This window comes from Kitasatospora sp. NPDC089509, from assembly GCF_044749365.1.
In the GTDB taxonomy this organism is placed as follows: Bacteria; Actinomycetota; Actinomycetes; order Streptomycetales; family Streptomycetaceae; genus Kitasatospora.
Genome location: NZ_JBIVHS010000045.1, coordinates 23,055 through 49,092 on the forward strand (window position 1 = coordinate 23,055; position 26,038 = coordinate 49,092).

A 26,038-nucleotide genomic window follows, 5' to 3' on the forward strand; every position below is an offset into this window, starting at 1 on the left:
CCACCCACTAGCCTCACCACATGCTGACCACCCGCACCACAACCCCGCACCCCACCACCCGCGACCGCCTACTCGCCCTCGGCACCCCATCCACCGCCGCAGCCGCACTCACCGGCACCAACGCCCTCTACCTCCTGCTCGTGGCCTTCGGAAACATCACCGACTTCGCCACCAACCAAAAGTTCGTCCAACACGTCCTCGCCATGGACACCACCTTCCAGGACCAGAACCTGATGTGGCGCTCCATCACCTCCCCGGTCCTGCAGAACACCGCCTACATCGCGATCATCACCTGGGAGACACTCACCGCCCTGATCCTGACCGCAGCCACCCTCGCCTGGTGGCTACGCCCCCACCTGGCCCGCCGCCTCAGCACCCTCGGCCTGCTCCTCATGCTGCTGCTCTTCGGCGCCGGCTTCATCGCCATCGGCGGCGAGTGGTTCGCCATGTGGCAGTCCAAGACCTGGAACGGCCTGGACGCCGCGATCCGCAACGTCACCCTCGCCGGCCTGGCCCTCCTGGCGGTCAACCTGCCGCCCCGCACCCCCGCAACCCCCACCCCCACCCCCACCCCCACCCCACCACAGTGACCCCCCACCCCCACCCCACCGGAACGACCGACTACCGACCAACCGCCCCCAACACCCAGGCGACCAGCCCGACATCGGCCCCAGCAACCACGACCACGTGCTGCTCACCACCCTCGACCAGACCGAGCCGGGACATCTCCGGACGCGGAGTCCGTCGCCCGGACGGCGACAGACGAAACGGCCCCGCAAGCGCGACGGTCCCACCCGCGCGCCGGTCGCGCCACGTCACCCCGTCGGAGCGTGGGCTACCCGAGCGCGAGCATCGCCCCAGCCACCTCACCGACCGCCCCAGCAGGGATCGCAGTGGCAGCCTCCTCCAGAACGAGCAACCGCGCCCCGGGAATCTCCCGCGCCAACGCTTCACCGTTGCCGAGCGGGAAGAACCGGTTACCACGCCCATGAACCACCAGCACCGGCACCCCGATCCCCGGCAGCCGCTCACGCCAGCGGGGCGTACAGTCCAGCCTGCCGAACACCGACCCCAGCTGATTGGCCAACTGAACCGGGGGAGCGGTGCCCGGAGTGCGGTCCCAGACCCGCCCGGCGACGGTACGCGCAACCACCGGATCGTCACCGAGGACCTCCGCCCCGGCTGCGGCGAACTCCGCAACCGCCGCACGGTCACCCCAATCCGGCACCGCACGCGCGAACAGCCGACTCATCACCACCTCGTCATGATCGGGAAGATCCCCGTCCGGCGGTCCGGGGGCAACCGGACGGGTACCGACCAAGGTGAGCGCCGAGAAGACACCGGGATGGTCGAGCACAGCCACCTGGGCGACCATCCCACCGACACCGATCCCCGCGAGGTGCGCAGTCACCCCGCCGAGCGCACCGACCAGCGCCGCCGCATCGGCCGCGAGATCACGCAAGTTGTAACGCGGCGCCTGCGGATCCCCCGTCGTCGACTCCCCACTGTCACGTAGGTCGTAACGCACCACCCACCGCCCACCCGCCGCCAGACGCTCACACAGCGCATCGGGCCAGGACAGCATCGTCGGCGCACCCACCAACAGAACCAGCGGCCCCCCACCATCACCGAACGACTCAACCCCCAAAACAACCCCGTCCCCGTCCCCGGCCCCGGCCCGTCCCACCTCCACCACGGCCACCGGATCACCGAACCCCATCACGCCCGAGCCCCCGGTCCGGCAGAGTCATGTCCCCCGTCCGCGGCACGCCCTCGGCAAGCCCGTACCGCAGGAACACCGTCCCCTGCGGCCCGGCCACCGGCGGCTCCAGAAGCGCCATGTTCATCGGCACCACACCGTCCTCGAACACCTTCTTCCCGACACCGAGCACGATCGGATGCACCCACAGATCGAGCCGGTCGAACAGCCGCTCCCGCAACAGGGACTGCACCAGATCCAGACTCCCGACGACCTTCACGTGCTCGTGCCGCTCACGCACCTCACGCACCGCCCCCGCCAGATCCGGCCCCAGCAGCGTGGACCCGGCCCACGGCAGCTCCGGCGTGCCACGCGAGGCCACATACTTCGGCACCCTGTTGAAAAGCTCGGCGATCTCCCCCTCCCTCTGCCCCGGCCAATAGGCCGCGAAGATGTCATAGGTCCGCCGCCCGAGCAGCAGGGCATCCATCCCCTCGTACGCCGCCAGGATCTGCGCCCCGATGACCTCATTCAGCAACGGCGCCTGCCAGCCGCCGAACGGAAACCCCACCGGATCCTCGTCAGGCCCGCCGGGCGCCTGCCCGACCAGGTCAAGCGTCGCGAACAGCTCGATGTGGATCAGTCCCATGTCCGTACTCCCGATCAGTTGGTCGTCCCCTGTCGAGATGTAGACCCACCACACCCGCAAAACTCATCGCCACGCCGACACCCGATTCCCCCAACCCACCCGCGGGTGGCTGTGTAGGTGAAAACCGAGAGCAGGTGTCGGTGAGTTCTGGCATCGGTTCTTGATCGCCTTGGCGGATGATGTCGGCGAGAAGCGACAGCACCTGGCCGGCGGTGTCGGCGTGTCGGAGGCTGGCGGCATAATCCGAGCCGTGGATCTGAGAGTGGAACTGAGGCCCCCGTCGGTGAGCCAGCAGCAGCTGGCCGGGCTCAGCCATGAGATCTTGCGGATCGCCGACCCGGTGCTCTGCGGGTCCGAGAACACCCATGCGGAGATCACGGCTTTCAACGCGCGGACGGGCCACGACTACGCGGTTCTCGACTTCACCGAGTACGACGGCAGCCGGGATCTGGCCGACTTCGCGTTGGAGGCTGCCCGGCCGGCCAGGCCCCGGATCGCGGATGTCACCACGGACGAACTCGTCGAGATCGTCCGCAGAATCCTGGCCGGCGACCCGGAGACCGACTACTACCTGCGGCTCCTCGAAGCCAACGTGACGGACCCCCGGGTCAGCGACCTCATCTTCCATCCCCCGGCCGGACTGCGGGACGCCTCGGCCGAGCAGATTGTCGCCGAGGCTCTCAGGTATCGTCCGATCGCTCTGTGAGCCCCGGATTCAGTCAGCGGGCGGCGGCCTGCTGTTCGGCTCGGGCGCGGGTGCTGGCGAGCCGGTAGGAGTCGGTGCCGGTCTCGAGGATGGTGCCGTTGAAGGTGAGGCGGTCGACGATTGGGGAAGTCAGGCCCGCGGGTTGCGCCTGCACCTGGACGCCGAGGTGCCTCCCGTGTGGGACGACCAGGATGTCGAGCCGGTCCTCGGCGTCTCTGTGCCGGTCGACGACGAGACGCTGGTACGCCGCTGGTACGGGTGCGCTTCGACAGCGTCGGTACCGCCCGGCGGGTCCGGATCGGCACTCAGGCCTTCTCCCGTGACACCGAGCGGTTCGGCATGGACGAATGCGCGATGACACCGGACGGTTTCCGGACCCCGGCGGTCGAGCAGATTATCCACGCCCGCCGTAACCGCGCTCCCCAGGGCGCGTGGAGGCCGTCCCAGCCGGAACCAAAGCAGGTCCAGCCGCTTCGGCCCGGCCCAGCGCGCAGGCTAGAGGCAGCAATGGAGTCTGGCTCCGCATCGCGGTGCAGTCGGCATGCCGTGACCTCGAGGCCGTCGGCCCGACCGACGGCGAGGTCGCGGCCGCGCTGGAACGGGCACGGGACTGGCTGGTCCAGCAGGCCGGCGAACGCCTGGACCTGTTCGGACAGCTGCGGCAGGCGCTCCACGAGAGAGACACCGAAGCGGTTCGCACCTTGCTCGCGCGTGCTGACAGCCACGCCGCCGGAGAACGTAATCGGGCTGAGGACTCCGTGGCCACGCGCGCGGGAGTTCCTTGACCACCAGCAGCTTCAGACCTACTGGGCCCGCGAGGCCAAGCGCTCCCACACCGCCACCGCCAGGAAGACGCGTGCACGCAAAACGACGACCCGCGCGCCGGAAACCCTCGACCCGGTCGACACCGCGCACCGGCGCATGCAGGACATCCTCGGCGACCTGCGGCGGCTGGGAACCTCGATGGGGCCACGAACCCTGCTGCACCTGCTGGAGTCGCTGGCCACCACCGTGAAGACGGCGGGGGAGAGGGTGACCCCGGCACAGCGGGCCGAGGCCCAGCAGCGGCTCGCACGCGGCCGCCGCCGGGGCCGCGGTGACAGCGGGGAAGACCGGAAGCATCCCGGCCTCCCGGCGCCGACCCGAGGAAGGGACACCCGAACACCGCGCCGCCCGGGTCGGGGCGGGCAGGGGCAGGGACAAGGCCCCGCCGGTGCCCAACGCCCGGAGCACGGCGGCGGCCGGCACCGCGCAGAAACGCGCGAAGGAGAAGTCGCTCCTGACGGCCCCACCCCGCCTGCCGGGGGACACGCTCACCCGAGTGTCGGCCGCAGTCCGGGGAGCACTGAAGAAGTCCGCCCGCGAGCGCTCGACCACCGCCTGGCAGCAGCTGGGCCGCCAACTGGGAAGCGCACTGCCCGACCTCCACCCGGATGACCAGCTCGAAGTTCTGTTGCAGGTGGAGAGCGCCACCCCGGCCGACGAACCGCTGCTCTCCTCCCTGCTCGCGGCGGGCACCGGCGCCCAGCCCGCCTTCTACCGGAACCTCGCGGGCCGCCTTCGCCGGGCACTGCCCGACGGATTCGGCGCGGTCCACGCCCACTGGCAGGCCGAGACGCTGCGCCTGCATCAGCTGTTCCGGTATCGCTGACCGGGGATCACCGGGACGTGTCGTGGCAGGTGGTGCGCCGGTGGGTGGTGTCGGTAGCGGGTCGTAGGGTCCGTTCGTGAACGTTGATGATCTTGAGTGGCAGCGGACCCACAACGGCCGCGTGCTCACGCAGCTGGTGGACTCGCTCGTCGAACACGGCTGCCTGGACCTCCTGGTGGAAACGGCCCGCGAGCGCGGGGACTGGGCCTGCGCGCAGGCCGCGGTGCGCGGGCTGTCCGCCCAGGGGGAGTGGGAGCGGGCCTGGGAGGTGATCGCCCCGTTCGCGGCCACCGGCTGGCGGCCTGCGGTGCGGGCCGGGGCCGATGTCCTGCTGGGGCTGGGCCGCACCTCGCAGGCACTGGACCTGGTGCGTCCGCAGGACGGGGACGAGGACGGGTACGACGCGTGGCGGGACTACGCCGAGGTGCTGGTCGGAGCCGGGCGGGTCGATGAGGCGGTGGACGTGTTCGCCGCGCGGCTGTGGGACATGCGGATGCTGTGGGCCCTGGTGGAGGTGACCGAAGAGCGCGGGCACGACGAGCGGGTGCTGGAGCTGCTGACCCCGATCGCCGAGGAAGTCCGGCGGGACCCGGAACAGCCCCGGGCCCGCGCCCTGTGGGCCGCACCGTCCGCGCAGTCCCGCGTACTGGAGCGGTCGGGCCGCGCGGACGAGGCACTCCGCCTGCGGGCCGAAGACGTCGTCGCGGACCGGGGCTGGCCGAGCGACACCGTGGACGACTACGCGAAGCTGCTCGCCCGGCACGGCCGGCTCGAGGAGCTGCGCGAACTCGCCACCGGCCCGGCCCGGTACAACGCCGTCCGCCCCTACGTCGCCGCCCTGGAGGCCGCAGGCCGGTTCGACGAGGCGGAGGACTACCTGCGCGGCCTCATCGCCGCCACCCCCTACCCGGGCAACTACGAGAGCAGGCTCATGGAGCTGCTCATGCGCCAGGGCCGCACCGAGGACGCGCTCCAGGTGGTGGAGCACACCTTCGACGACCTCTACGACGGGAACCTCCTGCAGGCGGCCATGATCCTGCTCGCCGAACAGGGCCGCCACGACCGGGCCCTGGAGATCGCTGCACAGCGCAGCCCCGAATACCTCACGGAGAACGAGAAGTTCTGGATCCGGGACAACCGGTGGTGGCTGATGGGGGAGTCGGGGCGCTGCCGCGAGGCCACCGCCGAGGTGGAGGCCCTGCCCGAGGGCGAGGTCGACGACCGAGAGCTCACCATCGCGTGGCTGCTCGCCCAGGACGGCCGGCTCGACGACGCGATCGCCCGCCTGCGTCCGCTGCCGGGAATCCGGGCGGCCACCGACCTGGCCGGTCTGCTGGTGCGGCAGGGCAAGTACGCCGAGGCCCTCTCCGTGATCCCCGACGTGGCCACCCGGCGGGAGGAGGAGCGCAGGTTCTGGACGGACAGGGCGCAGCAGACCGAACCCGCCGGGGGGCTGTGAGGACGCGCCGCCGCGCTGATGGCCGGCGTCGCGGCCCCGGGCCCCGGCCTTCTTCCCACAATGCCGCCGGGGCGGCCACCACGTGCCCTGTGGGCCGCGATCACCTGGTGGGGTCTGAGTCCATCGATGGGCGGTGAACGCAGGTCCGGGAGCCCGCGCCGGGACGATTCTGTTGCGCGCACGGCAAAAGTGGGCCTGTGGAATGGCCCCTTCTGGCGCCTTTCGGCATCCCGCCGGTACGAATGCCCGTCAGGGGTGTGGCAAGGCCGTCGGAGGGTCCTTTGAGGGATTTGGATCATGGTCGAGCAGTGCTCTCGGCCTGAACGAGCCATGGCTTGCAGCGTGTCATGAGACGGGAACCAGCGGGGGATGCTCCTGATGGCGGCGCCTCCGGATACCCCAGGCCGTCGCTGCTGTGGAGGGGCCGCAACGGCCTGGGGCATCCGGGGGAGGGGAGCAGCAGGCTCGTCAGGCGGGATTGGCTCCGTTGGCTGGTCGACGCTCTCACCCTCTCCCGGCTATCAAGCGGTCCGGCCTGTGTGCGAGTCCTCGGGGGCGGGCAGCTCCGTCTCCATCGCGCCTCCTCGGTTTGCTGGTGTCGCCGTGTCGGGCAGCCGGTGGGCGATCAGGGTCGCGGCGGCCGCGGTGCCCGCGAGGGCGAGGGCGACGGTGCGTGGGCCGGTGAGGGCGAGCAGCTGGCCGCCGAGGGCCGCTCCGGTCGCTGACCCGAGGTTGTAGCCGGACCCGAGCCAGGCGTTGGCCTCGACCTGCTGCGGGGCGTCGATGCGTTCGTCGACGAGGAGGTAGGCGACGACGAAGACGGGCGTCAGGGGAAGTCCGACGCAGAAGACGGCCAGGATGGTGAGCGGGGAGGCGGCGAGCGCGGCCAGAAGCAGGGTGCCCGCGACGAGTGCGGCGGTGGCGGCGGTGTGCTGGGTGCGGAGCGAGGCGGCCCACTTCCTGCGTCCGTAGGCGAGTCCGCCGACGGCGCCGCCGAGGGAGAAGGCGGCGAAGGAGTAGCCGGAGGAGATGACGTCGGCGTAGCGGGCGCAGGCGGCGGGGATGACGACGGTCAGTGCGCCGCCGCACAGGCCCAGGGCGATGACGGGGACGGTGATGCCCCGGCCGTTGCGGGTGCGGATGATCGACCGCTGCCGTACGCCGGTGCCGGTGGAGGCGGCCGGGTCCTCGCCGGCGGGCGGGAGGGTCCGCAGGACTCGGATGAGGCCTGCCGCGGCGGGCAGCAGGAGCAGCGCGCCGGCGGCGATCACCCATCGGGCGTCGGCCAGGGTCATCGCTGCGGTGCCCAGCAGCGGGGTGACGACGAAGGTCAGTTCCTCGGCGGTGGAGTCGAGGGCGTGGATGCTCTGCAGGTACTGCCGGTCCGGCATCAGCCGTGACCAGGCGGCCCGCAGGTTGGGAGTGAGCGGGGGGAACAGGGCACCGGCGGCGGCGGTGAGGGCGAGGGGGAGTTGCCACGCGCGCAGGCCGGTGGTGGATGCGGCGGCGGCGAAGAGCAGGACGCTGGCCAGTGCCATGAGCGGGACGGCCGCGGGCGGGCGGGTGGAGCACCAGCGTGCGCGGGCGGGTCCGGGCAGGGCGATGGCGAGCAGCAGGGCGCCTGCGGCCAGGCCGGCGATGCCGATGCCGTACTGCTGGGTGAAGGAGATGAGGACCGCGAACGGGACGAGCCCGGAGGGAAGCCGGCTGAGTACTCCGAGGGCGAGGACCTGCCGGGCCCGTGGCACCGCCAGGACGGTCCGGTAGCCGGGGGTCGTGGTGTCGTTCACGGAGTCGCTCCGGCGGGTGAGGGCGGCTGGTCGAGGGCGGGCACCTGGTCGGCGCCAGCCCACCGGCAGATGGTGGCGAGGGCCCGTTCCAGGTGGGCGGGGTCGTGGCCGTCGGCCAGTTGGTGCCCTTCGACGACGGCGGTGCCCTTGCTAACGCGCACCGCGATGCGGCCGGCGATCGTGGTCCCGGCGAGGACGGGCATGCCAAAGTAGCCGCACTCCCGCTTGGCGGCGGGCTTGTACGCCTCCAGCAGGTACTCGACGCCGAAGAGGCGGCGCATACGGGGGCGGTGCCAGAGGAGGGAGTCGAACGGGGACAGAGGTGTGCACAGATCCGGGTCGGCCGACGTCCCGCCGGCCGACCCACGGGAGAGCCAGGCGGGCTCGGCCCAGCCCTCCACCCGCACGGGTTCGGCGTCCTCCAGCGTGGCCAGGCACGCGGCGACCTTGCGCGGCGGCAGCCGGAAGTAGTCGGCGACGTCCCCCGCGGTGGCGACGCCGAGCGCCCGAAGCGCCAGACCGGCCAGCGCGCGCAGGCAGTACGCGTCGTCCGGCTCGGCGCTCAACAGTGCTGCGGGGACGACCAGTTCGGCCCGCTGGTAGACGCGCTGCCAGCCGCTGCGGCGCACGACGGCTACCTCGCCGGTGGCCAGCAGCCATTCCAGGGCCCACTTGTTGGCCGAGGAGCGCTCCCAGCCGCTGCCCTGGGCGCCGCCCATGTCGGTGATGGTGACCGCGTCGCGCTCGGCCAGCACGGTTCGGACGTGGTCGACGGCGGCGGGGTCGACCACGGGGCCGGTCCATCCCTTGGCCGCGTAGCCGCGCCGCCGGAAGGCGAACAGCGGCCACAGGCCGATCGGGATCAGGGAGGCGGCGTGCGCCCAGTACTCGAAGAGCACGGGCGCGCCCGCCCCCTCGATGAGCCGGCGGGCCTGCGCCGCGGGGACGCCTCGCCCCAGTTGGACGAGTTCGTGCGAGCGCCGGACCACGCTGATCGTGTCGAGCTGGATGCAGCCCAGCCGGCGCAGCGTCTCCTCAGCGGTCGGCGGCGCCGACTCGGTGTGCAGGCCCTGCGTCGTCACGGCGATCACCTGGGCCTGGCGCAAGGACAGTTCAAGCACTCGGCTCCCCCTTCGCGTCTGGTTGCGCCGTCTCCGCGTAGAGGCTGCGGACCTGGAGGGAGTCGGCGTGCAGGAGCACGATACGGGCGATCTCCTGGCCGCGGCGCAGCGTGAGGGGTGCGGTGGGCCGCACCGCGATGCTCAGGCCGTTGTCGCGGTTCATGCGCGTGACGGCGGTGCTGCTGAGAACACCGGTGGGCACGTCCAGACCAGCCACGGGTCGCTCCGGCGGCAGGACCAGGAGGAAGTGGCCGCGGGGAACCTGCGCCGTCCAGCCCAGGCGCCACTCGACGGTGCCGGCTCCGTTGGGCAGGAAGGTGTTCTCCCAGCCGCGTCCCGTCCTGAACTGGTACAGGTGCAGCCAGGACGTCTTCTTCACTGCCAGGTGCGACTTCTCCCGCTGCCACAGCTCGGTCCGGTTCACCGCCCGCCCGGCCGCCTCGGGCTCGTCGGCGCCGTTCAGCTCGATCTGGTCGAGCGGGGTGAGCGAGACGTCGAGGGGACTGTGCACCCGCCATCCCAGTTCCTGGCCCATGACCCACGGCGCGCAGTGCTCGGGCCGGCGGTCCGCGCGTACGAAGCGGAAGCTTTCGCGCAGGACCTCGGCGTGCTCGCGGCTCTCCCGCCGGTCGACCTCGATCCGGCGCGGGGGGAGCGACCACGGATGGAGCTGGTGGAAACGAACTTCGACGGGCAAGAGCTCTCAACTTTCACCAGGTGGGCAGGCCTCCGTCGGCTGTTGCCGACGGAGGCCTGCCGGGAACCGGACACCGGATTGGTGTGCTGTGCCTACTTCGCGGCCGTCGAGGCCTGGCCGAGCCGGGCGGCCGCCTCGTTCAGCTTGCCCGCGTCGAACTCGACCTGCGCCGAGTCGAACACCGAGACGCTGCACGGGCCGTAGCCGACCTTGATCTCGTCGTAGCGGACCTTCCCGCCCTCCTCGGCCGGCAGCGACAGGTCGACGCCGTCGAGGTGGACCACGGTCAGGCTGTGCGGGCTGAAGCTGAACTCGATCCGGTCGTCCTCCGAGGGGACGGCGCGGGAGAACACCGAGCAGTACACGGTGTCCTCGTCCACGACCAGGCCGCGCGGCGCGGGGCCCACCGGGATGGTGCGGGTGACCTTCAGGGTGGCGGTGTCGACCACGACGATCCGGGAGGTGCGCTCCAGCGTGAGCAGGGCGAAGCGGCCGTCCCGGGTGAAGGCGATCGCGCGGCCGCCGTCTCCCGGAACCTCGACCCGGGCGATGACCGAGTCGGTCTCCAGGTCGATGACCGGCATCTCGTCGCCGGCGTTGCAGGCCACGTAGGCGCGCTTGCCGGCGCGGTCGATGTTCAGGCTGTAGGGGAAGGAGTCCTCGCCGATCCGGATACGGGCCACCTCGCGGATCGAGTCGGCGCGGCCCTCGCCGACCAGGCCGCGCAGGTCGAGCTTGGCGATGTAGCCCGAGCCCCAGACGCACACGTAGGCGAAGCTGCCGTCCTTGCTGATGCTCATGTGCCGCGGGTCCCGTCCGACGGCAACCTGCGTCAGCTCGGTACGGGACTCCAGGTCCACCACGGACACCGTGTTGGAACCGGAGTTGGACACCAGCAGGAACCGCTCGCCCGGGACGACGCCCAGCCCCCGGGGGCCGAAGCCGACCGTGATCCGCGCAACCTCCCGGCGGGTCAGGGCGTCCAGCTCGGACACCGAGTTGGTGCTCGTGTTGGAAACGAAGCCGCGCCCGTCACGGGTGAACTTCACGCTCCCGCGCGGCGCGTTGCCGACGGCTATTTCCTTCACCACCTTGTACTCGGACAAACCGTTCTTTCGGATGACCGAGATCTGACCGGAGTCGGTGTCGGTCGAGTAGATCTCAACGCTCACGTCGCTGCCTCCAACCATGGGTTGCCCGTCGCCATCTGCGACAGGCGGGATTGCTGAGCGACGCTATGCGCCGCCACAGAAGAGGTCCATGCCCAACTGGCCCCTCCGTCTCAACCCAACCCCTTGACACGTGTACAGATCAACAACGCCGCTGATAGCGGGGCTGTTAGGCACTTGCGGAGGCACGTCTACTTTTCGGCCAAGGAACTAAGGAAGAAGGCGAGCTTCGCTGAGGCGAAGGCCAGGCGATGGGCGAGGCGTCCTGGCACCGCCGACCTCAGGGGCTGAGCGTCACGGAGCCAGCATGCGGCCCGCCGGGTCGCCCCGTCCGGACCGGTGCCGGTCTTGTAGAGGCCGGAGGCGCCGCGGCGCGCGGTGGTGAGCAGCACCGCGGTCTTGTCACGCCAGGCTCCGAAGCCGGAGCTGCAGAAGGCGTTGCCGGGCGAGACGAGTTCGGCGCCGGCGCTCCACGGGGTGGCGTCGCTGTGGCGGGTCGCTGCGGCTGCCAGGGCGGCCGCGGGCGCGGCGTGCACCGGGGCGTCGGCGAGCTCGGCGACCTGCCCGTTGCCGGGCGTGTGGCGGGACCGGCAGTGTCGGGGTGTAGGTGATGGTCAGCTCGGTGCCGTCCACAGCGGGCCGGCCGCGTTCCACACCGCGCCCTGCTCACCCGGTACAGCGGCCTCGACGAGCCGGTTCCACGCTGCGGCAGCCGCTGGATGGTGTAGGGCACCTGGCGGACGGTGGCTGTGATGCGGGCGAGCCAGAAGATCGGCGATGCGACCGGGGATGGCGCCGTGCCGGTAGAGCGACACCAAGCGCCCCACCCCGTTGGGTCGGGCGGCCAGTGACCTGCCAGGTAGTCACCCGGACGAGCGAGCAGGTGGCCTCCGCCCGTCCGGGGCTGGGACCCATCGGGCCGGTACGGTCGCCGCCGTGGGCCCGGCCGGTCTCCCGCAGCACATGACGAAGTACCAGGTGAGTCCGCGCCCCGGGGTCGACGGCCGACGGACCGAGCGCGGCCAAGGTGCGCCGCCCCGGAGGTCCCGCCTCCCGAGGGCGGGGCACCGGCTGCTGGCCTGGCGGCGGCCCACCGCGGTGCAGGCCCGGCCCGCTGGTCCCGCGGTGGCAAACCCGGCACCCGGGCGCGGAAGTCGTGCCCAGCACAAACCTGTCCGGGCACCTACCGCGCCCCGGGGCCCTTGCTACGGTGAACGCGCACGGACGACAGGGGGTGCGATGACAGAGTTTCACGTCAAGCCGGCGGACATGATCCTCTCCTCGGCCGGCTTCACCGACCTGCACAACGCTGCCGCGCAGATCTACCGGAGCCTGGTGTTCTCCATGGACGACACCGCGGGCATGGCAGGCGACGACGACGCGGGGAAGAAGTTCGCGGCCAAGTACGACCCCGCGGCGCAGAAACTCGTCGACGCGATGGCCCAGGTCGTCGGCCAGCTCGGAGGCACCGCCAACGGGCTCTACACCATGGCGCTCAGCTACCTCCAGAGCGACGCCGACGTCGCGGCCGCGTTCATGGCCCCGCAGAAACTCCCCGAAGGCGCCAGCCCGGACTGCGATGAGGAAGTGGCCAAGGCCAAACTCCACTCCGCGGCGGGCCACAACGACAGCGGGGCCGTCCACGACTTCCTCAAGAAGTTCTGGCCCCAGGGCGACCCCTCCAAGCTCCGCCAGGCCGGCAAGGAGTGGAAGAAGTTCGCCGAGCTCGTCAGCCGCCTCGGCGTCGAAGGCGACAAGCGGGTCCAGCGCGTCACCGCCTCCAGTACCTCCAGCGCGGTCACGAGCTTCGCCCAGAACTGGGCAAAGGTGCACGACGGCTGCGCCAGCGAGGGGCCGCTGCTCAACAGCATGACGAACGCGGCCTTCAAGCTCGGGCTGGCCTGCGAGGCCTACGCCAAGGACGTCGAGGACCTGCAGGACAAGCTGGAGGATCTCGCCATTGGCGCCGGCCTCATCGCCGGCGCCGGCCTCCTCCTGACCGTCTTCACCCTCGGTGGTTCCGACGTCGCGGCTGCGGGCGGGGAGGCCGCCATCGCCGCCGAGGCCGGCACCGCGGCCGTCGCCATGGCCACCGCGGTCGAAGGCAGTGCGGAACTCGCCGTCCTCGCCGAGGCCGCCGCCGTCGTCGACACCGCCGCGGCGAACCTCATCCCGGTCGGCGCCGCCTTCGCCGCCACGGCCACCACCGCCGTCGTCCTCGCGGGCGCGACCGATGCCGCAGCAGCACCCGGCCCCAAGCCCCCGCCGTTCACGGTCACCCCCGGGATGCCGCCGCTGCCCCACGATCCGACGAGCCCCTTTCCAGTGCTTCCGCCGACGCAGCAGGCCGCGATCCGGGCATGGATGGCGCAGATGGAACAGGACGGTCGTACGTTCCCAGCCGACGGCCCGCACGCGCCGGCGCCTCCGGAGAAGCCCGACCCGAAGATCAACGCCAGGCGGGCCTACCAGGTGAGGGTGGCCGGATCGACGGAGTACCGGCTGTACACCTCTGTCACTGACCCGGAGAAGGGCCGCGAGCTGGGCATGGACGCCGACGGCATCCGCCCGGAGGACGGCGCCGCGATCGACGCCAAATACATCGGCCAACAGAAGAGCTGCAAAAGCCCGTTCCGCCTCGACAACGCCGACGGCGTCTTCCAGTTCGCCTACGAGAACACCATGGCCGGGGAGACCAAGAAGCTGGAGAAGTACGCATCGGCCCTGCAGGACCCCCGCAACAAGGTCACCCACCTCGAACTCATCACCAACGACGCCAAGGCCGGCGGCTACTTCCAGGCCCTCATGAAGGCCGAGAACGTCACCGGACGCGTCCGCATCGAACCCTGACCGGGCTCACCGAGCCCGCACGACCGAAGGAAACGAGCACCCCGTGGGATCCAGCTTCTACGTCAGTGCCGACCAGGAGCACGTCGAACCGTGGGCCTTCACCGGCGAGCAGGTGAAGGACTGCATCCAACGGCACTGGCCGGATGCGACGGTGAGCAGCGCGTTCGAGGACTTCCTGGAGATCGAAGCGGAGATCGAACCCGGCCGACGAGCCGAGTTGTCGTACAACTACCGGTACGGCGCCTTCTCGTTCGAGGACCGGGAACCGCTCTCCGCGCCGCTGACCGTCATCTACGAGGTGCTGCGCGACCTGGCGCCCGACGTGCCCGTCGTGCGGTGGATCGACTACGACGCAGAGCTGACACGGATGAACCTTCACGACGGCTTGCAAGGCTTCATTCGCGGGTTCGCGTGACCCACTGGCCGCTGCGCGGCTCGGTCACTTCTCGATGCGCAGCGCCCGTAGGACCCCGCGATCCCAACGGGCGGAAGGCTCTTGTCGACCGTCGTTTCCTGCCTCGGATGCAACGGCGGGATCGGCACTCGACGCCAGACAGTGTGGGGCAGTGCGCTTTCCGATTGCCAGAGCAGGCCGGTCGATCCGCGGTACGGTCGGACCGACCGGCCGGGCACCATGACTGTCAGGCTGTGCGGATGAGTTCTCTGCGCCGGTCGGTCAGCTTGTGCCGGATCTCCGGTGCGACCGGGCGCGGCCATCCCTGGACCGGGTAGAACTCCACCGGGTCGCCCTAGCGGTCCTCTGTGCCAAGGCACTTGTTGCGGCCTCGGACGTGGACGCGTTAGGAGCCCGGCACCGGCGGCGGACACGCTCGGGAGACCGGTGATCGGGTCGTCATGGAAGCCATTCCGACGACGCCAGTCTCCGCGACCGCCCGACGGCGCCATGGCCTCGTCACATCGAAGGCTTCGCCTTGACCACGGTCGGCACCGGCAGGATGGTGCCGACCGTCCATGCCTGGCCTGGTGTGTCGCCGCTGACGCAGTCGTGGTCGACCCGACGTGGGAAGACGGTTGGGGCCGGGCATACTCCGGCATCATCTTGGTCGACTCGGGCTGGTAGCCCGACCCGGTGGCCGACGGCAGCGTTCTGGACTCTCCCGAACTTCTGCGGACCGGGCTGCCCGCGTCTGCCCTCGGGGTGGCGGCAGCACTTTCGGGCGACAGGTAACTGGACTTCGTCGCAGATCAGCGATTCAGCGTGCGGGCTGCCAATCCGCTCATCCGTCGGTGCCCATGCGGGGTCGACGGGGATTGCCAATGCCTGGCCGTGACCGTGGCCGTGCCTGCCGTTGCGCCCTCGGTCCCCAACGTCCTCCGCATCCTTCTGGCTCTCATGCTCGCCTCCACCAGCGCACGAGCCGTCGCGTGGGCAGCGGCCCAAGACCCGGTCTCCGCCCGGCCCACGCGCGCCGCTGACGAGATGACGCACCGGCTGCTCCGCGCGGGCTCCGACACCGTGCTGGGGCGTGGCAGTGTTCCGATGTGCCGCGACCGGCATCGACCAATTCCATAGTGGTCAATTCTTGGCAAATTCTGTCAAATTCATCTCCCATCTGAAATTCCACCCTTCACCCGATCGGCGGCAGGCGTGTTCGATTCTTTCCGGCCTAGGATTCACGGGACCCGCCGCAATTGCACGGTGGGATTGCATGGGGTTCTTGAGCTGCTGCTTTGAGCATATTCAAGGTCCCTGCGGAGGTGCCTCTCAGTCATGACGGGAAGGACGGTGAGCCATGATCGCCAATGGGGTTCAGGCGGACACGATCTCGGGCGTAAAGTGGGTCAAGGCGGCGGCGAGCAACGGGGTGGGCCAGTGCGTCGAAGTCGCCGCACTGCCGGGAGGGGATGTCGCGATGCGGAACAGCCGGCACAAGGACGGTCCGGCACTCGTGTTTACGCCTGACGAGGTCAGGACATTCATCCATGGGGCAAAATCCGGGGAATTCGACCACATGTACATCAGGTGATCCGCTGAGCCGGTAATTCGGCATGCGACACGCGGGGCCGCGCTGTGCCACAATCGAGCGTCGATGCTCGCCATTGGGGAGGTCCCGCGTGTCGGCCGCAAGTGATGTTACCGGCCTTGGCGAAAATGTATTCGGATTCGCCCTCAGGGCGGTTTCCGGGGCGGACAGTCCGACCGCTTCCCGCATTCTGCTCGGTATCGGCCTCCGCCTTCTGCGCAACGATGCCACCCTCAAGGAGGTCGCGGGCAGGACCGCTGGCTTCTCGGTGTCGAAGCTCAGCCGCTTCGAGACGGCCAACAACCCCGTCACGCTCAAGGATGTACGTGCCCTGCTGCGCACGTACAAGGCCTGCCCGGAGGTCGTCCGCGAGTTCGAGCAGCTGGCTCGCCATGCGATGCAGCCCGAGTGGACCGCCCCCTACCGGGACCTGCTGCCTCGCTTCGTCGAGCGGCTTGTCGCGCTGGAGTCGAAGGCCTGGAAACTGTACGGGTACGAGCGCGTCGTACTCCCCGGGCTGCTGCAGACGGAGGCGTACGCCCGTGCGCTGATCACCGATGACCTGCCCGGCTCCATGGGATCGGAGATCAACCGGCGGGTGGTGCTGCGGATGCAGCGCCAGCACAGGGTGCGCGACGCCGAGGTCCGCACCGTGCACTACATCGACGAGGGTGTCCTCACCCGCACCGTGGGCTCTCCGCGGGTGATGATCGAGCAACTTGAGCGGCTGATCGCCCTGACCCAGACGCCCGGCTACGGAATCCGCGTCATCCCCCGTACCTGCACCGCCGCCTCCAGCATCACCTCCGTCACCCACCTCGACTTCCGCACCACCGGCCTGCCGGAACTCATCTACAACGAGGGCCTGATGGCCGCCGACTACCTGGTGCCGGCCGACGACGACGACGCGCAGTCCAAAGGGCCGTCGCCATTCACCTACGCCAAGGAGATGCTCTGGCGCCTGATGGGTCACTCCCTGGACCGCGCCGCGAGCCAGGAGCGGCTGCTCGCTGCTGCGGGGCACTACCTCAAGCAGCTCTGAGGGCGGCCGTCACCGCACCACGGCCAGGCCTCCGTAAGTGATCCACTCGTGGCTGCGCTGGGGGGTGAGCACCTCGGTGTCCGGGCACCACTCGCTGACGTCCACGAGCCCGGGCTCCTGGACCTCCAAGCCGTCGAAGAGGTCGGCGACCTCGTCCCGGCTCCGGACCCGGCCCCACGTGCCCTGGGTGCGCTCGCGCATGAAACCGGTCACCTGCCGGCGGAAGTCCGCGCGGTCACTGACCAGTTGACACAGGACTACCACGCTGCCCGGACACAGACCCCGGACGCTCTCCTGGACCACCGCCGCGGCCTCAAGATCATCCGCGAAGCAGTGCAAGACCGAGACGAACAGCATCGCGACCGGCTCGCCGAAGTCGATGAAGCCGTCAGTCCTTTCACGGATCACTGCCGGGGCCACGATGTCAGCGTCGAGGATCCGCACATTCTCGTTCTCGTCGAGCAGCGCCCGACTGTGCAGCACCACCGTCGGATCGTTGTCGATATACACGACCTTGGTGTCCCGGTCGACAGCCTGGGCCACCTGATGGACGTTACGGTCGGTCGGAAACCCCGACCCGTGATCCACAAGCTGCTTGATCCCGTAGTCGCGGACGACGCTCTTCACCGCGCGCAGCAGGAACGCGCGGTTCTGGCCCACGAGTTCGCGACTGCTGGGGGCGATCGCGAGCAGGTCCTCGACGGTCCGCCGGTCGGCAGGGAAGTTGTTGGTCCCGCCCCCCAGGAAGTCGTACATCCTCGCTGCGGCCGGGATCTCCACATTCACCCGGCTCGTCAGATCGGATTCGCCCACGGCACCCCTCCGTGTCCGGCAACCCCGGTCTGGTCCCGGCGGCTTGATCAGCCCATCGTAGAGGGGCAGCAACGAGCGCACCACCGCCGAATCGGGTGACGCGGTGCCTGCACGGCGACGTGCGCGCCCATCAGGAGCGATCACGCCCCGGAGTACGCGCCGGTCCGTTCGGTATGCGATTAGAGCTTCGAGAAGTACTCCTTCCCTGGAGCGGTGGTCTCCGCACCCAGCAGGCGCCGGGCCGTCAACAGGCCCAGGCGCACCTGGGGCTCGTCAACTCCCAGCAGCTGGGCGGTCTTTCCGACGGGCATGCCGAGCCCGTCATGGAGAAGGGCGACATCGGCCTCTGTCGGCGGCAGAGTCGGGTGAAGCCTGTCCCCCTGCACCGGGGCGGGAGCGGCTCCGAGGGCCGCGGTGACGGCCGCCCGCAGAATGCACCAGGCGTACGCGCCCGGGCGCTCTTCCAGCAGAGCCTGCTCCCAGTGGTCTTCCATGCTCTCGAACGCCACCTCGACGGCCTCCAGGCTCCGATTACGATCGCCCAACCTCGCCTGTGCGTAGCGGAGATAGCCCTCTTCCTGGAGCGCGACGAAGGCGGTGAAGCCGACGGCGCAACAGCGCGGGTTTCGGGACGGTCGGGTTCGGTCAGCAGGCATCTCGGCCTCCCCACGTCAACTCGCCAATGAACACGGACAGGTGCCTCGGGCCACTGGCACGCGGAAGCGTGCATACCCGGGGTGCGGCCGGCCCCTCCTGGGGACCGGCCGCACAGGCGCCTTGGTCAGCGCCGCGGGGTTGGCCTGTCGCTCCTGCCCGCTGGGGCGCCGGCCTGGGTCAACAGGGCTACCAGCAGTGCCTGTTCGGCATCGATACGCAGCCCGCGCAGCGCCATCCAGGCGACGACGAGCACAGGCGTGGCGTTGCCGCACAGCAGCCCGGACGCGGCTTGAGTAGCCGCTCGCAATCCCAGGGCCCTCCGCGGGCCGCTGCTAGATTGAGGGGCCCGGGAGGGCGGGTAAGCCCGCCTGCGGGCAGTTCGGTCATGCATGGGTCCCAACCTTCACGTGATCGGACGACCAACGCCTCGGACGGTGTGCGACCACCGTCCGAGGCAGCTCCTCACCAGAGCCACCGAAAACGCTACCGCCCGCGAACGGCTCCACTGCACCGTCCGGCACGCTTAACTCACCTCGTGGGAAACCACGTTGGCGGCTCGGATTTGCAACGCTGGCGGAACCACGAGCGGGGCCGCAGTCCGGTCACCATCAATCAGCTTCCGCGTGATTTCGATCGGGTACGACGGCGCGCGTGCCGGGATCATGCGCCCCCACTCCGCCTCGCCCGCCGGTAGGGGAGCGCCGTACGAGCCGTCGGCCGTCGACGTGTGGCCGGTCAGGGGTGTGGGTGGGGTGTGGGGTTGAGGAGGGGGCGCAGGTGCTCGGGGAGATCGGGGTGGTTGTGCCAGGGGGTGGTGAGGGCGCCCGGGGCGGTTCCTGACGGGCCGTCCCGGGGCGGCGACGGGGCCTCGGGACGGCCGCGTCGGATGCCTCGCGTGGGGCATTGGGTTGGGGTGGCCGTGGTCCTCCTCGATGCCTGCCCGCTGCCGTCCGGGCCGCCGTCCAGGTCGCCGTCCAGGTCGCCGTCCGGGCCGGGGTGACCGTGGTGCTCGCCGCCGCCCCGCAGGCCTCGGTAGGCCGCCGTCCGGGAGATCCTCGCCGCCGCCCGGGCGTGGTCCGCGATGCGCGGGGACGTCCTGCTCGCCGCCGTCCGGGTCCTGCTCCTTCGCCAGCCCGCGCCCCGAGCCCGGGCCCGGGCCCGAGCCCGTTGCGCGAGGCAGACTCCCCGTGTCCGGTCAAGGGACGTGGTGAGGAGCCTGCCTCAGTACTGGACCACCCTGGCGGCCAGGGTCTACCAGGTGATCAGTGCATAGCCGGGACCGCCCGCGGCGCCGGGCTGTCCGGCCGATCCCGGGGCGCCGTCAGCGCCGGGGGTGTCGCTCTGGCCGCTGCGGGTCGCGCCCTTGCCACCCGCCCCGCCGGCGCCGCCCTGCCCGCCACCGCCACCGCCACCGCTACCTCCGACCGCGACGCCGACCGGCGGACTCACGTTCCCCACCGCCGGTGTCCCGCCCGAGCCGCCGGTGCCACCCGGTCCGCCCGAACCTCCGCTGCCGCCGGAGCCGCCGCGTCCGACGATCCCGTTCTGCCCGTCGGCGGCGGAAGAGCCCGCCGAGCCGGGGCTCCCGTCCACACCCTGTCCGCCCCTCTGCAGGACGGTGGAGGTGCCACCCAGGCAGGTCCCACGGCCGCCGGAACCCGCCGTGCCGGCACCGCCGCTCTCGGAGATCTTGCCGTTCTCACCGCCACCGCCCGCCCCCGAGCCGGAGCCACCGCCCGCTTCCGACAAACCCACCACCCATCCTCCCGGGGAACCGGCGGGAGCCACGACCCTGGGGGCTCCCCCGGACACCCCGACCCGGGTCCCCGTGAAACCGGTCAAGGCCGATGTGCCCGCATTCCCCCCGCCGCCACCGGCACCGCCGGCCTGCCCGCTCTCAAACAGGCTTCCGTCGGGGCCCCCACTGCCCCCACTGCCACCACCGCCAGGCGTCCCGTTCGTCTCACCGCCACCGAGCATCACCGTCAGCGTCGTCCCCGGCGTCACCGCGAGCACGCACTGCACATAGCTCCCGCCCCCGCCACCACCCCCACTGCCGCCGCCGCTGCCACCCGCGCTGCCCCCACCGCCCCCACCACCGACGGACGTCGAGGCGAGCGGCTCGGCCTGACCCCCGCCGCCCCCACCCCCGCCACCCGCACCCGGGCCGCCCCGGCCACCCTGACCCCACGCGTAGACCGTCACCGCACTCACACCGTCCGGAACGGTGAACGTCCCCGACTCCGTGAACGCCTGCTGCCCCCAGCCCCCAGACCAGCCGACACCCCGGCGACCCGCGCCACCGCCACCGAACCACCCAACGACGTCCAACCGAGCGCCAACGCGCCCACCACCGCCACCACCCGGGCACCGCGCCGACCACCACCCGACCGACACACCACCCGGCCATCCGATCCCACCACCGCACGCACCGCCGCCTCCTCGTCAGAACACGAACCAGCCGCCCAGACCCCATTGATCCAGCCTCACCAGCCCACAGCCATCGTCGACCCGCACCCAACCGCACCGCCCACCACCCGTGGCCCATCCAGACCCCCACACGCCGCCGTTCGGATGCTCCCCAACCCTGGCCGGGGCGTTGGCCGGTGGGGTGGGTCGCTGTGCTGTGCTTCTCCCTTTCCGCGTCCGCCTGGTGGCGGCCGCCGCGGTGGTGCTGGCCGTGCTGCTCGTCCTGGGGGTGGGGGCGTCGGCTTGCTCGCCCGCCGGCCCGCCGTGCCCGTTTCCGGCGTCGTCCCAACCCTGTCTACCGGCAGTTTGTACGCCGTCTCTGGGGTAGGGGGCGTGACGGTGCTTAGCATCGGAACTGGCCCCGCTCAGGGCGGGGCTGGTCAGCTCGAAGGGGGATGTATGAGCAGGTTTCGTCGGGTTGTCGTGGTTGCGGTGTCGGCCGTGGTGGTGACCGTCGGCTACATGGCCACCGCTGCCGGGGCCTTCGCGGACGTGATCGAGAGTCACCCGTAGGTCGGCCGCTTGTCGCCCCCGTGTCCGCTGCCGGGCGCGGGGGCGATGTGCGTTCTCGCCCGCGTCGTCGCCGGCCTGGCCGTCGCTGCCATGGCTCGCGTGGGGCATGGAGCGGTCGGCCTGCTCGTCGCCGGGATGCCTCGCGTGGGGCATTGAGTTGGGGTGACGGTGGTCCTTGCCCGCCGTCCTGCTCGCTGCCGTCCGGGTCGCCGTCTGGGATGGGGGGTGGTGGTGCTCGCTGGAGGGTGCCGCAGGCCTCGCCAGGCCGCCGTCCGGGTGGGGGCCGCGGTCCGCGGGGACAGCCGGCTCGTCCGCCGTCCGGGTGTGAAGCTGTGCTTATTTGTCGTCGGGTGTGGCGGTTTTCTGTCGCGGGGTGTGGAGGTGTTTTGGCTGCTCGGTAGCGGTGGTGGCTGGCCGTGCGTCAGTTTCGTGCAGCTTTCGGCGTCATCGAGATGATGTGTTCCCTGGCCAGGTTCGTGCGGTTTCCTTAGCACCGATGGCATGTCCGGCTTGTACCAGATAGTCCTGCCGGGCGTCGTCGGAATGCGGTTTCAGGCGCCATCGTGGTGCGTTCGCTGTCTTCCTGGACGGGCGAGGTACGGGTCCGGTGGGTGCCCGGGGCTGTCGGGCGGGCCGGGAGGGCGTGGATGGCACACGGCGGTGGCGGGAGCGATGCGGCAGGGGCCGGCGCTCCGGCGTGGGTGGTGCGTGAGCAGGTGGTGCACAGGCTCCTGACCCTTCAGGAACGCGGTCTCCTGGCACCTGGTCACGTGCGCCTTGCGGCTTCCTCGGCGGGCAGGTCGGTACGAACGGTCCAGCGCTGGCTACAGACGGCACGCGAGGAGGGCCGGACAGCGCGCAAGTCCCGGCCGCGGTTCACGGTCACGGACGAGGTCCACGCGCGATTGGCGTTGTGGTGCGGGAACGCCGCGGCGGTCCACCGGGAGCTTCTCGCACAGGCCCGTGCGTCGGCAGACGGCTCCGTGGACGGGAGTGCCGGCGATGAGCCAGCCGCAGGCACCGGGGATGGTGGGGGAGCGGGCGTGCCGTCGTTGGCGACGGTCCAACGGGCGGTGCGCCGGGATCTGAACGCAGGTCAGCGCGCCGCGCTCAAGGACGGGGAGAAGGCCAGGCGCGCCCACGATGTGCATCTCGCCCGTCCGGTGAAGTGGCGCAACGCATGCTGGGAGGGCGATCACAAGCACCTGCCCGTCGAGGTCGAGCTGGACGGGCAGACGGTGCGTCCGTGGGTGACGTGGTTCATCGACTGCGCCAGGAACGCCATCACCGGCGCGGCCGTCACCCCGCACCAACCCTCCCGGGACGCGGTGCTCGCGGCTCTGCGGATCGCCTTGTCACGCGACGAGAGCGGCGGCCCGTACGGGCCGATCGGAGGACTGCCGGAACTGGTACGGGTCGACCGCGGCAAGGAGTTCCTGTGTGCCACGGTGACCCGGGCACTGGGCGCGCTCGCGGTCCCGGTACAGGATCTGCCCGCGCGCAGGCCGGAGTTGAAGGGCACGGTGGAGAACCTCAACCACTGCGTCGTCGACATGTTCCTAGTCGCGCAGCCCGGATACCTCCACGCCCCCACCACCACGACCCGCCCGCGGGCGCGACGCGGCGACCTGGAGGGCCTGCTGCCGTTCACCGAGTTCACCGCACGGCTTCTGGACTGGGTGCGGTGGTGGAACACCGAGCACCGCCCGCAGCCACTCGGCGGCCGCACACCGCTCCAGGCATGGCAGGACGACCCCACCCCCATCGAGGACGTCCCGCCCGCCCTGCTGCACTCCTTCACCCTCGAGGACGCGGGAGGCGACAAGATCCTCTCCACGAAAGGCGTGTACTGGCGAGGGCGTTACTACGTCGGCCCCTGGATGCACGGCATGAACGGCACCCGCGTGCGCGTGCGCTTCGTCCCCCACCACGACCACGAGATCGAGGTGTTCGACACCGCCACCGGCGCCCACCTTGGGCCGGCCCACCTCGCGAACGCCGCCACAGCTGCCCAGCGCGCCGCGCTGCGCCGGGCCAAGGACGCCCAGCGGCGCACGATGGTGCGGGCACTGGCCTCCGCGGACCGCCAGCGCCGCCGACTGGGCCGCTACGGCGCAGTCACCGAGCCGGGGCAGCCCGAGCCACTGGCGGCGCTGACCGCAGCCGAGGCCGAGGAGCAACTCGCCGCGACCGCCCGGAGCGACTTGGCGAAGCGGGCACTGCCGGACCTGATCCCGCCGCGCGAGGCACCCGCGTCGTGGGCCCGCCCGGTTCGCCGCCCCCGTCCGGCGACACCCGGAACCGATGCCGATGTCGGCCCGCCGGCGCCCGGGGCGGCACACACCCCGGGCGCCGGCAGTGCACTGGACGGGGCCAACGGAGAAGAAACAGAAGAGGGAGGACGCCTGTGACCACTGCAGGCCGTCAGGGCCGGCTGCCGGCCGAACGCGAGGACCACTACATGCGCCTGCGCGGCGCCCACGTGGTCGGCACCCGCGCCCTGCTGGCGGTACGGGAGAACATCCGCGCCGCGATCGACGCGAAGGCCATGATCTGTATCTACGGACCGACCGGACACGGCAAGTCCATGGCCGTCAACGCCTCACTGCGCGACCTCGCCCCACAGATCACCCACCGCATCCAGTTCCGCGCCCGCCCCTCCACCCGCGACCTGCGCCACGAACTGTTCCACGCCCTGGGCCTCCCGGGCCGCCCGCCCTCCCACGCGATCGAGTTCGACCGCACCCTGCGCGGCGCACTGGAAGAACCCCGCGTCCTGGTCTGCGACGAGGCCCAGTGGCTGTCCAAACTCTGCTTCGAGTACCTGCGCTACCTGTGGGACGACACCAGCACCGACCTGACGATCATCTTCACCGGCGGCAACGGCTGCTTCGAGATGCTGCAGAGCGAACCGATGCTCGAATCCCGCGTCTACGCCTGGCAGGAGATCGACCCCATGGCCCTGGACGAGGTCCTCACCGTCATCCCCGCCTTCCACCCCGTCTGGACCCAGGCCGACCCCGACCTGATCGCCATGTGCGACCGCGAAGCGGCCCACGGCAACTTCCGCGCCTGGGCGAAGATCACCCACCACCTCACCGCCGGCCTGAAGCAGACAGCACGCACCACCGTCGACGAAGACCTGCTGCGCTGGGCCTACAGCAAACTCGGCCGCCGGGCAGCCTGACCATGCCGACCTGCCCCGACCCACCACCAGTCACCGTCATCATGGACCCCCACGACGACCTGCCCCACACCCGCGCCGCCCTGGCAGCCCACCACCCCGCCATCGGCCACATCACCATCCACCCCACACCCGCCACCGACTCCAGCACCTGCCTCGCCTACGACCTCCTGGCCACCCTCGGCAAACCAGTCCCACTCACCGGCACCCAGCCACCCTGGGCCACGGCCGCCGCCTGGACCCTCGCCTCAGGCATCACCCACCTCACCGTGCTGCGCGCCCACTTCCTCACCCGCCGCCGCATCGAGGACCTCCTCACCCTGCGCTCGCGCACCGGTATACGCCTGATGCTGGTTTGCCACCGCCCCAGCGTCCCAGTCGCAATGGCCCGCGCGCTCCACCCACACGGCTACCACCTCGCGCAGGCCCGCGCAGTTCTCCCCGACACGGACCAACAACCCCCACCTCCAGGCCCGGGACCGCTCACGAACCGCTGGCTCTCGCTGTCGGCGCTGACGACCCTGGTCGCGATCGACGGCCGTGACCAGCGTTGCCGCTGTACCGCACCCACCACCGAGGCGCGTGGCTTCAGGTCCCCGCAGGTGCGCTCCACGGTTGCCGAGGAGATCGCGCGCCGCCTCCACACCGCCACCGCGCACCCGCGCCTGGCGGCCTTGCTGGCCACCGCGGTCTTCACCGCTGCCTCCACCACCCAACTGAACACCGTCCACCCGCGCGACCTGGCCCCGGACGCCGCCGCCATCACCCTGCACGACCCCCGCCGCCTGCGACAGGGCTGTATGGCCCACCCCGTGCCGGCCTGGGCCCGCCCCTTCCTTCTGGCGACCGTGTACCTGCGGCGCATCGCCGTAGCCCCCGACGGGCCGTTGTTCACTCCGCCCTTCCCGACCACCGGCCTGCCCTTCGTGACCCGTTTCGCCGAGTCCTGCAAACTGCGCCCGCCCCAGCCACCACGCCCAGGCCCCACACGACACAAGACGCAGCAACAGACCGTCTGGCCCCTGAGTACCGCCCGCTACTACTATCCCTGGGCCGTCACCGAAGACATGCGAGGCTGCCCGCCCCCACCCCCGTCACACCGCGGGCGCACACTGCAGACCGGGCGGCTATGGAACGGTCTCACCTTCACCGAGGCCGTCCGGGGGCGGCGCCGATGACGGATCTCCGTGAGGGGCCGAAATCTGAGAGGACCGGATTCTGTAACGTCACTTCGCTTTATACGGAGGGAGCTGACGGCCTGACAAGTAACGAATGGAAACTGATGACGTTACACAACTGACCGTGACACATCCGGGGCGGTGAAGTATTTCCATGGTTGCTTCCGAATGAGGGGACAGAACATGGTGAGATCATCCGATGATGTGATTCTCATGCTGCATCGGTGGCGTCATCAAGGCTGCACGGGGTCGCCGATCGAGGCCATGGGTCTAGACCACCTTGGCCGGGTGGCTGGCCACCTTGCCCCCCGCGGGAGGGGTTGTACCGTTGGCCAATCTGGTAACAGAATGCAATGGCAGGTGAGTGGCCGGCCGGTTCGCCCGCAGCCACCAGGGGAAAGTCGAA

At 70.7% G+C, this 26,038-nt stretch carries 21 protein-coding genes and 1 pseudogene; 11 read left to right on the forward strand and 11 right to left on the reverse strand.

Features of this window, described 5'->3' with window-relative positions:
- Positions 1-20 precede the first annotated feature (20 nt).
- Positions 21-590 (forward strand): DUF2165 domain-containing protein, encoded by a 570-nt coding sequence (locus tag ACIP4P_RS44020; RefSeq protein WP_400929824.1) that lies wholly within the window; start codon positions 21-23, stop codon positions 588-590.
- A gap of 245 nt (positions 591-835) precedes the next feature.
- Here the strand turns inward: ACIP4P_RS44020 and ACIP4P_RS44025 are convergent, their stop codons facing one another.
- Positions 836-1,702, reverse strand: a complete 867-nt coding sequence (locus ACIP4P_RS44025) for an alpha/beta fold hydrolase (protein ID WP_400929827.1) — start codon at positions 1,700-1,702, stop codon at positions 836-838.
- A 4-nt stretch (positions 1,703-1,706) separates the two neighbouring features.
- Positions 1,707-2,348 carry a dihydrofolate reductase family protein gene (locus tag ACIP4P_RS44030; protein ID WP_400929830.1) on the reverse strand — a complete coding sequence of 214 codons (642 nt, stop codon included), beginning with the start codon at positions 2,346-2,348 and terminating at the stop codon, positions 1,707-1,709.
- Between the two features lie 160 nt (positions 2,349-2,508).
- On the opposite strand from ACIP4P_RS44030, the gene ACIP4P_RS44035 reads away from it, so the two are divergent.
- Positions 2,509-3,054: a hypothetical protein gene (locus ACIP4P_RS44035; RefSeq protein WP_400929833.1), complete on the forward strand. Its 546-nt coding sequence runs from the start codon at positions 2,509-2,511 to the stop codon at positions 3,052-3,054.
- A 13-nt stretch (positions 3,055-3,067) separates the two neighbouring features.
- Here ACIP4P_RS44035 and ACIP4P_RS44040 read toward each other — a convergent pair.
- Together ACIP4P_RS44040 and ACIP4P_RS44045 are read right to left on the reverse strand one after the other, a co-directional pair.
- Positions 3,068-3,187 (reverse strand): annotated as a pseudogene (locus ACIP4P_RS44040) (AAA family ATPase); the annotation flags it as partial.
- A gap of 172 nt (positions 3,188-3,359) precedes the next feature.
- Positions 3,360-3,779, reverse strand: coding sequence for a hypothetical protein (locus tag ACIP4P_RS44045; protein ID WP_400929836.1), 420 nt, complete (start codon positions 3,777-3,779; stop codon positions 3,360-3,362).
- A gap of 596 nt (positions 3,780-4,375) precedes the next feature.
- Here ACIP4P_RS44045 and ACIP4P_RS44050 point away from each other — a divergent pair.
- Positions 4,376-4,705, forward strand: coding sequence for a hypothetical protein (locus tag ACIP4P_RS44050; RefSeq protein ID WP_400929839.1), 330 nt, complete (start codon positions 4,376-4,378; stop codon positions 4,703-4,705).
- 76 nt (positions 4,706-4,781) lie between these two features.
- Entirely contained in the window at positions 4,782-6,164 is a 1,383-nt protein-coding gene (locus tag ACIP4P_RS44055; protein ID WP_400929842.1) for a tetratricopeptide repeat protein, read from the forward strand.
- A 521-nt stretch (positions 6,165-6,685) separates the two neighbouring features.
- Here the strand turns inward: ACIP4P_RS44055 and ACIP4P_RS44060 are convergent.
- From ACIP4P_RS44060 to ACIP4P_RS44080, 5 genes are all read right to left on the reverse strand, one after another.
- Positions 6,686-7,954: an MFS transporter gene (locus ACIP4P_RS44060; protein ID WP_400929845.1), complete on the reverse strand. Its 1,269-nt coding sequence runs from the start codon at positions 7,952-7,954 to the stop codon at positions 6,686-6,688.
- A complete protein-coding gene (locus ACIP4P_RS44065; protein WP_400929848.1) occupies positions 7,951-9,075 on the reverse strand; it encodes a DNA glycosylase AlkZ-like family protein in 1,125 nt (374 codons plus the stop codon). The genes ACIP4P_RS44060 and ACIP4P_RS44065 overlap by 4 nt, the downstream gene beginning before the upstream one ends.
- Positions 9,068-9,772, reverse strand: coding sequence for a hypothetical protein (locus ACIP4P_RS44070; protein ID WP_400929851.1), 705 nt, complete (start codon positions 9,770-9,772; stop codon positions 9,068-9,070). Before ACIP4P_RS44070 ends, ACIP4P_RS44065 begins: the two co-directional genes overlap by 8 nt.
- Before the next feature lie 92 nt (positions 9,773-9,864).
- Positions 9,865-10,944: a beta-propeller fold lactonase family protein gene (locus ACIP4P_RS44075; RefSeq protein ID WP_400929854.1), complete on the reverse strand. Its 1,080-nt coding sequence runs from the start codon at positions 10,942-10,944 to the stop codon at positions 9,865-9,867.
- A 188-nt stretch (positions 10,945-11,132) separates the two neighbouring features.
- Positions 11,133-11,477: a hypothetical protein gene (locus tag ACIP4P_RS44080; RefSeq protein ID WP_400929857.1), complete on the reverse strand. Its 345-nt coding sequence runs from the start codon at positions 11,475-11,477 to the stop codon at positions 11,133-11,135.
- Between the two features lie 703 nt (positions 11,478-12,180).
- Here ACIP4P_RS44080 and ACIP4P_RS44085 point away from each other — a divergent pair.
- The 4 genes from ACIP4P_RS44085 (at position 12,181) to ACIP4P_RS44100 (ending at position 16,818) form a co-directional block, all read left to right on the forward strand.
- Entirely contained in the window at positions 12,181-13,791 is a 1,611-nt protein-coding gene (locus ACIP4P_RS44085) for a restriction endonuclease fold toxin-2 domain-containing protein (protein ID WP_400929860.1), read from the forward strand.
- 43 nt (positions 13,792-13,834) lie between these two features.
- Positions 13,835-14,206: a hypothetical protein gene (locus tag ACIP4P_RS44090; protein ID WP_400929863.1), complete on the forward strand. Its 372-nt coding sequence runs from the start codon at positions 13,835-13,837 to the stop codon at positions 14,204-14,206.
- Between the two features lie 1,339 nt (positions 14,207-15,545).
- Positions 15,546-15,779, forward strand: coding sequence for a DUF397 domain-containing protein (locus ACIP4P_RS44095; protein ID WP_400929866.1), 234 nt, complete (start codon positions 15,546-15,548; stop codon positions 15,777-15,779).
- An 88-nt stretch (positions 15,780-15,867) separates the two neighbouring features.
- Positions 15,868-16,818 (forward strand): DUF5753 domain-containing protein, encoded by a 951-nt coding sequence (locus tag ACIP4P_RS44100; protein WP_400929869.1) that lies wholly within the window; start codon positions 15,868-15,870, stop codon positions 16,816-16,818.
- 9 nt (positions 16,819-16,827) lie between these two features.
- Here the strand turns inward: ACIP4P_RS44100 and ACIP4P_RS44105 are convergent, their stop codons facing one another.
- Positions 16,828-17,631: an SAM-dependent methyltransferase gene (locus tag ACIP4P_RS44105; protein WP_400929872.1), complete on the reverse strand. Its 804-nt coding sequence runs from the start codon at positions 17,629-17,631 to the stop codon at positions 16,828-16,830.
- Between the two features lie 179 nt (positions 17,632-17,810).
- The gene (locus tag ACIP4P_RS44110) at positions 17,811-18,287 is read right to left on the reverse strand and encodes a hypothetical protein (RefSeq protein WP_400929874.1); all 477 of its coding nucleotides are present in this window, start codon (positions 18,285-18,287) and stop codon (positions 17,811-17,813) included.
- Positions 18,288-21,917: 3,630 nt separating this feature from the next.
- Here ACIP4P_RS44110 and ACIP4P_RS44115 point away from each other — a divergent pair.
- Genes ACIP4P_RS44115 through ACIP4P_RS44125 form a run of 3 tightly spaced genes read left to right on the forward strand, consistent with a single transcriptional unit; the run spans position 21,918 to position 25,632 of the window.
- On the forward strand, positions 21,918-23,681 hold the full coding sequence (locus tag ACIP4P_RS44115) for a Mu transposase C-terminal domain-containing protein (protein ID WP_400929877.1): 1,764 nt from the start codon (positions 21,918-21,920) through the stop codon (positions 23,679-23,681).
- Positions 23,678-24,457, forward strand: a complete 780-nt coding sequence (locus ACIP4P_RS44120) for an AAA family ATPase (RefSeq protein ID WP_400929880.1) — start codon at positions 23,678-23,680, stop codon at positions 24,455-24,457. Before ACIP4P_RS44115 ends, ACIP4P_RS44120 begins: the two co-directional genes overlap by 4 nt.
- 41 nt (positions 24,458-24,498) lie before the next feature.
- Complete coding sequence (locus ACIP4P_RS44125) at positions 24,499-25,632, forward strand: hypothetical protein (RefSeq protein ID WP_400929883.1); 1,134 nt, start codon at positions 24,499-24,501, stop codon at positions 25,630-25,632.
- The last annotated feature ends 406 nt before the right edge of the window (positions 25,633-26,038 follow it).